This is a genomic window from Clostridia bacterium (assembly GCA_017620395.1).
Lineage (GTDB): Bacteria > Bacillota > Clostridia > Oscillospirales > RGIG8002 > RGIG8002.
Window position 1 is genome coordinate 12276 of record JAFZQJ010000034.1, and the last position, 12105, is coordinate 24380.

Genomic DNA, 12105 nt, shown 5'->3' on the forward strand with positions numbered 1-12105 from the left:
CTGATCACTATTACTTATATCTTGCCCAGATCTTGTCTGTTACGTACTGCTTGCCGAAGAGGGCGTCGTACTGGAACATATGCTGACGCTCCAGTTCGGCATTTTCCTCTTCGGTGACGGAGCCGCTTTCCGCGATGCTTCCGTCGCCGCGCAGGTAGTAGTCGCCTCCGGTGCCCTTGACGTATCCGCTCTGCTGCAGCAGATATTTGAAATACATCGGCTGCGGCAGGGAATAGGTCTGCGTCATATAAGGGATGAGATAGTAGGTGCTCAGCGCCGTGTCGGGGCTTGCGGAAACGTCCGTGTAGTTGTCCCAGATGACGAAAGGCGGGGTGTGCAGGTCGTAGAAGCCCTCGGGAGTATCAGTGCTGTTCTTCGTGTAGCCGGAGGCGAAATACGATGCCTCCTTGTTGCCGAAGGAGCCGAGGTGGTCGCCGAAAAACATAACTATCGTCGGTTCGCCGCAGGTCGAGAAGTAGTCGGTCAGTTGCCTGAGCATATCGTCGGCAAAGCAGATGCTCGTCGCGTAGCTGCGTATCGCGCCGAAAACGCCTTTTCTGAGGTCCATACTGCCGTCGGTCGCGTTTATCATCGTGCCTTCGTCATAGTCGTTGCCGCTGTAACTGCCGTGGTTCTGCATCGTTACGGTGAAGTTGAAGAACGGCTTGCCGGTGGCGCGATTCTCTTCATACTGCTTTATGATCATATCCGCGGTCGATTCGTCGCTGACGTAGGTGCGCATCCGGAGCGGAAGCGCAAAATCGGGTTCGGAGACGAACTTCTCGAAACCGATGAGCGGATAGACGTTGTCGCGGTTCCAGAAGTGCGGGCCGTACGAGTGGATCGCCGTCGTAGAGTAGCCAAGCTCGTCGCGCAGGAAGCTGACGTAACTCGGCGTCGTTTTTTTGACGTGCTGCTGGTAGGGGGTGGAACTTGCCGGCAGGTAGCGCAGGCTGTAACCCGTCAGCAGCTCGAATTCCACGTTCGCCGTGCCGCCGCCGAACTGCGGTGTGAAGTGGGCGCCGCCGGTCTTCGTCTGCGCGATCTCGTGCAGCGTCGGAGTCGTGGAGCGCTCGAAGTTGATGTATGAGAACTTATCCGCGTCGGTGAAGGATTCGTTCATTACTATTATAATATTGGGCTTCTCGACCGCGCCGGCATCTTCGCCGTCGTCCGTGTAAGCGGCGTTCAGTTCGGTGAGCACCTCGCCGTAGGTCGCTTCGGCCGATTCCTTGCCGTAGCCGGAGGGCTTTTCGGGCAGGACGTAGGGTATGTTAGCCAGGAAGTTTACCAAAAACCCGTTGTTGTTGCGGGTGTTGAGCTGCTTCCACTGGTAGGCGGTCAGCCCCGTGGCGTTAAGAAAAGAGGGGTTTAAGAAAGTCGCGAAGAAGCCGCCGACGAATACGGCGAGCGTTACCGCGGCTATTATCGCGCCGTTGCGGAGGCGTATGACGAGTCCGTTTTTCTTTATCACGAGCTTGTCGAAGAAGAAAAGCCCCAGAGTGATCGCCGCAATCATCACGACCGCCGTTATGAGCCCGAGAGTGATCTCGAATTCGAGCATACCCGTTGTCTCCGCGGCTTCGGTCAGTATCGTGAAGTCGCAGGGGAGTATCGTTTCGCCGCGGATGCTCACCTTCAGATAATCGAAGTAATTGAAGGCGCAGAACAACACGGAAAACGGCAGGAACGCGATCCACGTTTTCCTCACCAAAAAGAACAGCACGAGCATCGGCATATAAACGAAGAGGGTATTCATAACGAACGCCCAGCCGCTCGGCATAAGGAACGCGCGAAGGAAGGTGCCTTCGCTGACGATGCACATCAGCACGGTCAGCAGATTCGCGGCGATGAGAAGCACCGCGACCGGTGCCGCGTATTTTTCAAATGTCTCTTTTTTGAACTTTTGCAGGATGCGCATTGGAAAAGCTCCTTTTGGTCTGAAAACAGAGTGATTTGCGCCGGAAATGGCGCTTGCCGTGCTTGAAAAAGGCGGGAACGGCAGGCTGATGGATTTTTAGCGGTCGGGAAAAACTGAACGCCTCTGAAGCAGCGTTTTTTCTTAATATTCGACCGGTATCAAGCAATATGAATAGTATTCATATGAGTTCGATTCATATAATAGCGAGGCGTGATGGGTGTTGATGGTTGACAAACCCGTATTATACAGGGGCGGTAAAGGGTAAACGTGTTGTTTTCGCGCGCGGGATCGCCGAACGCTCCGAAAAACGGCAGGAAAAAGGAGAGAGCGGCGGCAATGGAAGCTCGCGTTTTTCGGTCATTCCGATGCTATTTTACGGAAAAGCTCCGAGATGTGTTCGTACTTTTCGAGGTATTCGGGATTTTCCTCCGCGTCGTCCGGCGCGGTGCGCATATACATGCGCAGGTCGGAGTGTTCGGGAGTGGGCGGTTCCATATCGCCGCAGAGTTTCTTATACTCCGAGCGCACCTTTTGCGCGAAGGGGCTGCCGGAGAGCTTGAAATAGGTGTTTTCGGCGTATCCGCCGGGGAGGAGACCGCTCACGTCGGCAACGCCGCCGGCGTTGGAGAGCAGAGTGTACTTGCCCTCGTCGGTGATGAAAAGCAGCACCTCGCCGGTCATTATCTCAGCCTGGAAGCGCTGGTTGTAGGAATAGTTGAGCTGTGCGTTGCCGGCGTCTGTGGAAAGCCCCATGACCTGCACGTTGACCTTACCGTCGCCGTTCCAGTCGTCGATATATTCCTTAAAAACGTTCTCGTAGGCGTAAATCTCGGCGTCGTAGATGAAGAAATCGCCGGAGAGTATGACCGTCAGGTCGTAGTTTGTTTTGGACAGGCAGCTGACAAGTCCGATCGTCAGCAGCGCGGCGGCGATGATCAGAGTTATGAATACGTATTTGTAGTAATATCCGTATTGTTTGAACCAGTTGACGAGCTTTTTCATCGGATCCCTTTCGTACGGAGTGTTTCGCAGAAACGGTGAACCGCGGCCCGCGCTCGGCGGACCGCGGTGTCAGAGCTTAGTCCTGCTGGAGCTCGAACTCCTCCTTGCCGGCTCCGCAGAGCGGGCAGGTCCAGTCGTCGGGAAGGTCCGCGAACTTGACGCCCTCGGCTTCCTCGTCGTAAACGTAACCGCATAAGACGCATACGTATTTCATGATAATTACCTCCTTCTGCTGTATGGGCGTTTCCGCCGACGATGGGATTATTATAAATCATTCGACCAAAAAACGCAATACCTGAATCAAAAAAGCCGCTGCGAGAGCGGCTTTTTTACCGGTTAAAGTTAATAATATCAGTTGTTGCCGGACGCCAGCATCGAGGCGTAGTAGGAGTTGTAATAGGCTATCTGCTGAGAGACGTTGGAGGCGACGTTGTTGTCCTCGTAAATGTCGGAGGGGCTGTAGCGGCGAACTGCGGAGCTGCTTCTGTTGACGGTCGCTTCCTCGATCCACTTGTTCTCGACTTCTTCATACTTTTCGTGCTCATACTCGTGAACGAAATCGGCGAGGGTATCTTCCATATATTCGGGTTTCTCGTACTTGTCGTAAGCCTTGATTATGTGCCAGCCGTAGGTGGATTCGCAGGAGCTGATTTCGCCGACGGCGAGATCCCACGCGGCTTCCTCGAACTCGCTGACCATATCGCCCTTCTTGAAGATATAGCCCTTGTCCTTGTCCATTCCGTCTTCGCTGTATTCCTCAATGAGCGCCTCGAAGTCTTCGCCGGCCTGAGCTCTGGCGAGCACGTCCTTGTAGGTGGCTTCGATCTCGGCCTTCTTCTCGTCGGCGGACTTGGTGACGTTGCCGTCTTCGTCCTTATCGTCGGTCAGGCCCTGAGTCTTGAAGAGGATGTGCTTGACGCGGCGGTAGTTCTCGTCATATTCGGCCTTCTTGGCGTCTTCGCTGATGGCGTTGTCGCTGTCCTCGCCGTAAAGCAGCTCGGTGAGATGCTCCTGGATGAGTCCGGCCTTGACGATGCGCTCGTAGGTGTCAAGAGAAACGCCCATCTTGTTGAGGCTGCTCTCGAGCTCGGCCTTGCCGCCGTTCTGAGCGTAGTTGGATTCCAGAGAAGCCTTGTCTTCATCGGTCAGCTCGATCTTGTATTCGGCCGCCTTCTTTTCCATAATGATGACCCACGCGCAGTTCTCATACGCCTTGTCGATGACGTAATCCTTCGCGGTCTTGTTCTCGACGATCGCGTCCCAGAGGGTAGCGGGCTTATTGTCTTCGCTCGACTCGCTCGATGAATCGGTGGAGGAGGACTCGGTGGAAGCCTCTTCGGAAGAAGCGGGCTCGGAGGAGTCGGGAGCGGAGGACTCAGGCAGGGACGACTCCGCGGAGGATTCATCGCTGCTGTCGGAATACTCGCTGGAGAGCTGTCCGTACTGATACTGCTGCTCGAGGGAGAAGATAGCGGAATGCAGGAAGTAGATGTACATTCCGGCGGGGATATCCTCGCCGTCGACGGTGCCGGCGGTTCGGGTAGCGAGTCCGCAGCCGCTGAAGGCGACCGCCATGCCGCTGAGCAGGCAGGCGATAACGATGAGGGATACGAGTTTCTTTACGGTTTTCATTTAGTCTGACAGTCCTTTCTTATTCGGAAGGCTCTCCGGAGCGGTCGTTTTTAAGCTCTTCGGGTACATATTGAGCCATTCTGTATTTATCTAACACTTCTTCAATTATACTCAAAGTTTGCCGCTTGTCAACATTTTTTATATAAAGATAAGGTTTTGCCCCGATTTTTACCGAAGCGTCTCTGCCGATAATGAGCGCGGCGCGGCCGAGGACAGATTCGTCCGGATCGGTCGGGATGACGCATAGACCGCCGCCGCGGAAGGAGATCTCATCGAGCTCCAGACGGTTGCCTTCGGAGCGGAGGAGCGCGATCTTTATCAGGTCTGAAACGCAGGAGGGCGGTTCGCCGAAGCGGTCGGAAAGCTCGGCGGCGACGGAGTCCGCGTCCTCGCGTGATGCGACGGCGGCGATTGCGCGGTAAAGCTCGATGCGCGTCAGCTCGGAGGCGACGTAGCTCTCGGGGATGTAGGCGGAGACGGGCAGGTTGACGAAGCAGTCGGCGTCGCGTGTTTCGGGAGCCTCGCCCTTCGCGGCGCGTACGGCCTCGGCGAGCATCTTCATATACAGGTCGTATCCGACCGCGTCCATATGGCCGCTCTGCTGGGAGCCGATGAGGTTGCCCGCGCCGCGTATTTCGAGGTCGCGCATCGCGATCCTTATGCCGCTGCCGAACTCGGTGAACTCGCGCAGCGCGGCGAGGCGCTTTTCGGAGACCTCGCTGAGCGCCTTATCCTTGCGGAAGGTGAAATAGGCGTAGGCGCGGCGTGAGCTCCTGCCGACTCTGCCGCGCAGCTGATGGAGCTGCGAAAGCCCCATAAGGTCGGCGTTCTCGACGATGAGCGTGTTGACGTTCGGCACGTCGATACCGGTCTCTATGATGGTGGTGCAGACGAGTATCTGTATGTCTCCGGCGACGACCGCGGACCATATGTCCGACAGCTCGTCCTCGTCCATCCGGCCGTGCGCGACGGCGACGGCGGCGTTCGGGAAGCGTTCGGCTATTCGTGCGGCGACGCGCTCGATGCCTTCGACGCGGTTGTAGAGGTAATAGACCTGCCCGCCGCGGGAAAGCTCGCGCTCGATCGCGCCGAATATGAGCTTCGGCGAGTACTCCGCGACGAAGGTCAGCACCGGCTGGCGGTCGACGGGAGGCTCCTCGAGCATCGACAGGTCGCGGATGCCGGATAGCGCCATATTCAGCGTGCGCGGTATCGGAGTTGCGGAGAGCATCAGCGTGTCGACTCCCTTGCAGAGCTGGCGGAGCTTCTCCTTGCTCGCGACGCCGAAACGCTGTTCCTCGTCGATGACGAGCAGACCGAGATTCTTAAAGCGAATGTCTTTTGAAAGTATGCGGTGGGTGCCGACGATGAGGTCGCATCTGCCGTCGGCGAGGCGTTTGAGTATTTCGTTCTGCTCCTTCTTCGTCTTGAAGCGGGAGAGGAACTCGATCTCGACCGGCATCCGCTCGAAGCGGCGCACGGCGGTGTTGTAATGCTGGAGCGCGAGCAGCGTGGTAGGCACGAGTATCGCCGCCTGCATACCGTCAGAGATGCACTTGAAGCATGCGCGGAGCGCGACCTCCGTCTTGCCGTAGCCGACGTCGCCGCAGAGTATGCGGTCCATCGGGACGGCGCTTTCCATATCCGCCTTGACCTCCTCGGCGCAGCGGAGCTGGTCGTCCGTTTCTTCAAACGGGAACGCGGCCTCGAATTCGCGCTGCCACTCTCCGTCCGGGGAGAAGGCGTGGCCGGGGCGGCTGGTGCGCTCGGCGTAGAGCTTGATAAGCTCTTTTGCGAGGTCCTTCGCGGCGGCCTTCGCGCGCTTCGTGGCGTTTTTCCACGCGGCGCCGCCCATTTTGGAAAGCTGCACCGCGCCCTCGGCGTGCCCGCCGATGTATTTTGAGACGAGGTCGAGCTGGTTGACCGGCACGAAGAGCGAGTCCGTTCCGGCGTACTTTATCTTGATATATTCCTTCGTAACGCCCTCGAACGTCAACTGCTCGACGCCTTCGTAGCGCCCGATTCCGTAGTAGGAATGGACGACGAGGTCGCCTTCGCGCAGGTCGGCGAGAGAGTTGACGGGGCTGCCTTTTTTGTGGAGCTTCGCGCGTTTTTTGCGGGCGTAGGGGAGTTCGCCGCAGGTGACTATCGCGGCGTTCGCGCTTTCGTATTCGACGCCGGATGAGAAGAAGCCGTCGGTGACGGTTATCACACCTGCGTCGACTGAGTCCGGCTCGTGCAGAAAGCGGGCGTTGAAACCGTTTTCGCGCAGATATCCGGCGACGTATTCGGCGTTCTTTTCGCTGCCGGCGAAGAGAAGCACGCGGCTGCCCTTGCGTTTGTAGGACGCCATCAGCTCGTCGAGCTGAGCAAGGCCGCCCTGCCACGCGCCCGTTGCGCGGACGGGCACGCGCTCCTCGAAGTCGCGTTTGAATTCGCCGGAGGTGCGGCGCAGGTCCTCGAGCAGGAAGGAGGCCTTGCCGTTATAAACGGATACGAACTCCGCGTATTTCAGCCGCAGTCCGTTCTCGCCGCCTCCGAGCGAGCCGCTCTCGATGAGCGCGGTCTGCTCCTCGCGCCAGGCGGTCGCGGATTCGCGCGCGCGTTCGGCGCAGGCGTGCGGCTCGGCGATGAAGACGAGCGCGTCTTCGCAGTAATCCGCGAGCGTAGCGGCTTCCGGCATTATGAGCTTCTGGTATTTGTCCGCCGACGGCAGCCGCCCGAACGCGCGGAGACGTTCGAGGTCGGAGGCGGCGGAGGCGTCCTTTTTCGCGAGCGCGGCAAGGGCGGCTTCGAAGGCGTCCGCGTCGTCCGGCGCGCATTCGGCGCAGGGAGTTATCGCGCATTCGATCAGCTTCTCTCCGCGCCGCTGGGTGTAGACGTCGAAGCGGTTGACGCTCTCGAGCGTGTCGTCGAAAAAGTCGAGGCGCAGGGGACTGTCGGACGGCGGGTAGAAATCGATGATGTCGCCGCGCAGCGCGAACTGCCCGACGCCCTCGACGGTGTCGACGCGGGTGTAGCCGCCGCCGGAGAGCGCTGAAACGACGGAGTCCGGCGGATAATTACCGCCGGCTTTCAGCGTCATGATGCGCCCCGCGAGCGTTTCGGGCGGCAGGGTGGTGTCCATACACGCGGCGGCGGGCGCGACGACCGCGGCCGCTCTGCCTTCGAGCAGCGCGGAAAGCGCCGCGAGGCGCGCGTGCGCGCTGTCGCGGCTGAAGCCCTCGACGCTGTCGAAAACGAAGTCGCGCTGCGGGAAAACGCACACTCCGCCGCCGAAGAGCGTTTCGAGGTCGTGTTTCATCGAAACGGCGTCTTTCTCATCGGGAACGACCACGACGGCGGGCTTTCCGGCGTCCGCGGACAGCGCGAAAATAAGCTGCGCTTTTGCCGCCGCGGAAAGTCCGCATAGGTAGGCGCAGCTCTCTTTCTTTATTGCTTTTTCGAGTCGCGGGCGGCATTCGAGTTCGCTCACGAGCTTTCTCAAAGCGTCAATCATTTGATACCCATTTTCTTTTTAAGTCTGATATCGGTCCCGCAGAAAAAGACCGGAGTGTAGTCGCCGGTCAGGCGGGAATATATCGCGTCGCCGTAGCGCTCGTTCAGCTCCGTGAGCGAAAGGTTGGTGCTGATTATCGTCGGGAGCGCGGACATGATGCGCGAATTGACTATCGTATAGAGCGATTCGCGGGCGGAAACGGTGGAGAACTCGGCTCCGAGATCGTCGAGCACGAGAAGGTCGCAGGAGCAGACGGCGTCCGTCAGTCCGTCGTTGCCTCTGCCGAAGCGCTCGTTGTCGAGCTTCGTCATCAGCGCGGGAACGCTGTCGTAGAGAACGCCGAGCCCCGCGTCGATAGCCTCCTTCGCGACGGCGAGGGAGAGGTGAGTCTTGCCGAGTCCGGTGCCGCCGGTGAAAAGCATACTGTCGGTGCGCGAACCTATTCCGGCGGCGTAGCGTTTGACGTAGGCGAGTACGTCCGACATGCGCTCTCTCGGAGATTCTCCGGTTTCGTCCGGCTCGTCGGAGTAATAGCCGAGGTCGAAATCAGCGAATGAGGTCGGCTTCAGACGGGAAGAAGCGTTCAGCTTCTCGTAGGCGGTCGTGCGCAGTTCGCGTTTCAGGCATTCGCACATCTTTCCGTCGATATAGTATTCGTCTTTGCACTTGTCGCAGGAGTATATATCGTCGAGGTAATGCGCGTCAAGCCCCGCGTCGGTCAGCAGCTTCTCCCGTTCCGCGCGGAGCGCCTTGTTCTTATTCATTATCGCGTCGAAAGCGTCGCCGCCGCTGTTGGAACGGATCGCGGCGAAAAGCGCGGATGCGGTGCCGCGAAGCTCGTCGTCGATCTCGCCGAAGCGCGGATTCGCCTCGCGGAGCAGCGTGCGTCTTTCTTCGGTTATCATAGCGCAGAGGTCGTGCTTTTGCTTCAGCCGCGCAAGCGCTTCCTCGTATACTTCTCTGCCGTAGCTCATTCGGAGGCCTCCTTCAGTTTCTTGCGTCCCCATTCCTCATACGCCTTGACGTCGGCTTCGGAGAAGGAGCGGGCGGCGCCTTTCTTACCGGGAGCCGCGTTCTCTTTTTCGAGGTCTTTCTTCTTTTTGATGCCCTGCTCGCGCCACTTTCTGAGGATGCCGTTCATATAGGCGAAGGACGCCTTGCCGGTCTTTTCGGCGGTGCGCTCGAAGGCTACTGTGATGAGATCCCAGCCCATGCCCCATTCGTTGATCCAGCGCTGCAAATGCGCCTTTTCGGAAGTGGTGAGGTTGCGCTCCTCGATGCCGATGATCGACTTGATTCTGAGTTCGGCCTTGTCGGCGGCCATCATCTCAGCTACCTTCTTCTCTGCGGCTTCGTAACTGTCTACGCCGGCGTCCTGCCAGGAGTACGCGAGCTTCTCGACGTAACGCATATTCGGCTTGCCTATCGAAACGCAGTACTGCACCATCAGCAGAAATGCGTCGGCGGGGATGCCCGCCCAGCTGTAAACGGAGAAAAGCGCTTCCGTTTCGGAGCGGGTGAGGGTATGCCCGATGAGCTCCTGCGCGCGCTTGAGCAGGAAGGAGAGGGTTTCGTCCGTCTCCGCCGCCTTCGCGACCTCGACGGCGTCGATCTTGCCGCGCTTGGGCGCGGGAGCCTCCTTCGGCTCCGCGGGCGCGCCGAGCACGCCGCTGTCCTTCCAGTATTCGACTATCAGTTCGACGGCGGAGACGCTCGCGCCGCTGGCGCGGCAAAGCTCCTCCACAGTGACCGCGCGGGGTGCGTGGCGGAGGATATAGAGCAGTATCTTCAGCTTTTTCTCATCGGCGTCCTTCATGAATTCGTCCACCAGCGCGGACGGAACTCCGAAGTAGGGCGACGGCGTGAAGTCGATCTTGGGCATCGTTACCTCTGTAAGTTCATCGGCTGACCGCGGTCAGCGCGGTTTTGTAAATAAGATTAATACGCCTTGCCGAAATAGACGAGATTCTTCGCTTTCTTTCCGCAGACGATGCAGGTATCCGCTATCGGCTCGCCGTCGAAGGGGATGCAGCGCGACGTCACGCCGGCGACCTCTTTGAGCTTGTCTTCGCATTCGTGGTCGTGGTTTTCGCAGAGCATCGCCTTGATGAATCCGGGCTTGTTCTCGGCGATATCCTTGAAGGTCTCGAGGTCGGTCGCCTCGTAGATGTGGCTGTTGAGGTTATCGAGCGCGGCGGCGTAAAGCTCGCTCTGCACGTCGTCGAGCACCTTCTTCACGCTGTCGGCGAGGGAATCGTCGTTGGCTATGGTGAACTTGTCGCCGCCGGTGCGCTTGGCGGCCATGCAGACGCCGTTTTCGATGTCGCGCGGTCCGATCTCGATGCGGAGCGGTACGCCGCGCATCTCGTGTTCGGCGAACTTCCAGCCGGGAGTTGCTTCGCGCTCGTCGACGGTGACGCGGATACCCTCGGCCTTCAGCTTCGCGGCGAGGGCGCGGGCGGCGTCGAGCACGCCTTCCTTATGCGCCGCGACGGGCACGACCGCGACCTGAACGGGCGCGATCATCGGAGGCAGCACGAGTCCTCTGTCGTCGCCGTGGACCATTATTATCGCGCCGATGATGCGCGTGGACATACCCCATGAGGTCTGGTGCGGATAGGCGAGCTTGTTGTTCCTGTCGGCGAAGGTGACGTCGAAAGCGCGGGAGAAGCCGTCGCCGAAGTAGTGCGTCGTGCCGCTCTGGAGCGCCTTGCCGTCGTGCATCATCGCCTCGATGGTGAAGGTGCTTTCCGCGCCGGCGAACTTTTCCTTATCGGTCTTCTGACCCTTGAGCACGGGGATGGCGAGGTATTTGCGGCAGAAATCGGCGTAGACGTCGAGCATACGCAGCGTTTCCTCCATCGCCTCCTCGGGCGTTTCGTGTATCGTGTGGCCCTCCTGCCAGAAGAACTCGGTTGTGCGCAGGAAGGGGCGGGTGGTCTTTTCCCAGCGGACGACGCTGCACCACTGGTTATACAGCTTCGGCAGGTCGCGGTATGACTGCACCGTGCGGGAGTAGTGGTCGCAGAAGAGCGTTTCGGAGGTGGGGCGCACGCATATCGGCTCCTGCAGCTCCTCGGAGCCGCCCTTCGTCACCCACGCGACCTCGGGCGCGAAGCCCTCGACGTGATCCTTTTCTTTGTTGAGCAGGCTCTCGGGAATGAACATCGGCATCATGACGTTCTCGTGCCCGAGCTCCTTGAAGCGGGCGTCGAGCGCGTTGCGGATATTCTCCCAGAGGGCGCAGCCGTAGGGGCGCACGACCATGCAGCCTTTTATGCCGGAATAGTCGGCGAGCTCCGCCTTCTTGACGATGTCGGTGTACCACTGGGCGAAATCGACGTCGCGGGGGGTTATTTCCTCAAGCAGGCGGTTGTCTTTTTTGTCAGCCATATAAGTAATCTCCTGTACGTATAGTGATTGTTGTTTGAAATCAGACCTGAAGCCCGTTGTATTCGGACATCAGCGCCTCGAACGAAGCGCCGCCGGCGAGCTTTTCTACCGCGTCGGCGACGTGCGGGAGCACCTTTTCGAGCGTCTTTTCCTCCTCCGCGTCGAATGCGCCGAGTACGTAGGACGCCATATCGTAATCCTGCATATCGGGACGCGCGATGCCGATCTTGATGCGCGGAACGGCGTCGGTGCCGAGGTGCAGTATGATGCTCCTCAGTCCCTTCTGACCGCCGTCGCTGCCGCCGGTACGTACGCGCAGCTTGCCGAGCGGGAGCGCGGCGTCGTCGGAAATGATCAGCACGCGCTCCGTCGGGAGCTTATAAAAGCGCTTCGCGGCGGAAACGGCTTCGCCGCTGCCGTTCATGAAGGTCAGCGGCTTGAGCAGCACGACCTTCGCGCCGCCGAGCCTGCATTCGCAGGTCAGCGCCGAGAACTTCTTGCGGAAGTTCGGCGCTTCGGGCAGCCGCGAAGCGATGAAGTCCACCGCGCGGTAGCCGCAGTTGTGGCGGGTGCGGCGGTACATATCGCCGGGGTTTCCGAGGCCGACTATGAGATAGTCGACGGACGGGGAGCCCTTGAACTTACCGAAAAGACTCAT

9 protein-coding genes are annotated in these 12105 nt (G+C 59.1%); all 9 read right to left on the reverse strand.

The window, feature by feature from the left end; genetic code table 11:
- Positions 1-10 precede the first annotated feature (10 nt).
- Positions 11-1921, reverse strand: coding sequence for a sulfatase-like hydrolase/transferase (locus J5441_07700; GenBank protein MBO4935028.1), 1911 nt, complete (start codon positions 1919-1921; stop codon positions 11-13).
- A gap of 357 nt (positions 1922-2278) precedes the next feature.
- The gene (locus J5441_07705; protein ID MBO4935029.1) at positions 2279-2923 is read right to left on the reverse strand and encodes a hypothetical protein; all 645 of its coding nucleotides are present in this window, start codon (positions 2921-2923) and stop codon (positions 2279-2281) included.
- Between the two features lie 76 nt (positions 2924-2999).
- Positions 3000-3140 (reverse strand): rubredoxin, encoded by a 141-nt coding sequence (locus J5441_07710; GenBank protein ID MBO4935030.1) that lies wholly within the window; start codon positions 3138-3140, stop codon positions 3000-3002.
- 134 nt (positions 3141-3274) lie between these two features.
- The gene (locus tag J5441_07715) at positions 3275-4555 is read right to left on the reverse strand and encodes a peptidylprolyl isomerase (GenBank protein ID MBO4935031.1); all 1281 of its coding nucleotides are present in this window, start codon (positions 4553-4555) and stop codon (positions 3275-3277) included.
- A gap of 19 nt (positions 4556-4574) precedes the next feature.
- On the reverse strand, positions 4575-8054 hold the full coding sequence (mfd, locus tag J5441_07720) for a transcription-repair coupling factor (GenBank protein MBO4935032.1): 3480 nt from the start codon (positions 8052-8054) through the stop codon (positions 4575-4577).
- Positions 8051-9028: an ATP-binding protein gene (locus J5441_07725; protein MBO4935033.1), complete on the reverse strand. Its 978-nt coding sequence runs from the start codon at positions 9026-9028 to the stop codon at positions 8051-8053. The genes mfd and J5441_07725 overlap by 4 nt, the downstream gene beginning before the upstream one ends.
- Entirely contained in the window at positions 9025-9936 is a 912-nt protein-coding gene (locus J5441_07730; protein ID MBO4935034.1) for a DnaD domain protein, read from the reverse strand. Before J5441_07730 ends, J5441_07725 begins: the two co-directional genes overlap by 4 nt.
- Before the next feature lie 56 nt (positions 9937-9992).
- Positions 9993-11447 (reverse strand): proline--tRNA ligase, encoded by a 1455-nt coding sequence (locus J5441_07735; protein MBO4935035.1) that lies wholly within the window; start codon positions 11445-11447, stop codon positions 9993-9995.
- 40 nt (positions 11448-11487) lie between these two features.
- Entirely contained in the window at positions 11488-12105 is a 618-nt protein-coding gene (locus J5441_07740; GenBank protein ID MBO4935036.1) for an aminoacyl-tRNA hydrolase, read from the reverse strand.

What these genes read in the sequence shown, in the direction of transcription:
- J5441_07715 (MBO4935031.1), bottom strand. Translation starts at nt 4,555, where the DNA reads ATGAAAACCGTAAAGAAACTCGTATCCCTCATCGTTATCGCCTGCCTG.
- J5441_07700 (MBO4935028.1), bottom strand. Translation starts at nt 1,921, where the DNA reads ATGCGCATCCTGCAAAAGTTCAAAAAAGAGACATTTGAAAAATACGCG.
- J5441_07735 (MBO4935035.1), bottom strand. Translation starts at nt 11,447, where the DNA reads ATGGCTGACAAAAAAGACAACCGCCTGCTTGAGGAAATAACCCCCCGC.
- J5441_07730 (MBO4935034.1), bottom strand. Translation starts at nt 9,936, where the DNA reads ATGCCCAAGATCGACTTCACGCCGTCGCCCTACTTCGGAGTTCCGTCC.
- mfd (MBO4935032.1), bottom strand. Translation starts at nt 8,054, where the DNA reads ATGATTGACGCTTTGAGAAAGCTCGTGAGCGAACTCGAATGCCGCCCG.
- J5441_07725 (MBO4935033.1), bottom strand. Translation starts at nt 9,028, where the DNA reads ATGAGCTACGGCAGAGAAGTATACGAGGAAGCGCTTGCGCGGCTGAAG.
- J5441_07740 (MBO4935036.1), bottom strand. Translation starts at nt 12,105, where the DNA reads ATGAGTCTTTTCGGTAAGTTCAAGGGCTCCCCGTCCGTCGACTATCTC.
- J5441_07705 (MBO4935029.1), bottom strand. Translation starts at nt 2,923, where the DNA reads ATGAAAAAGCTCGTCAACTGGTTCAAACAATACGGATATTACTACAAA.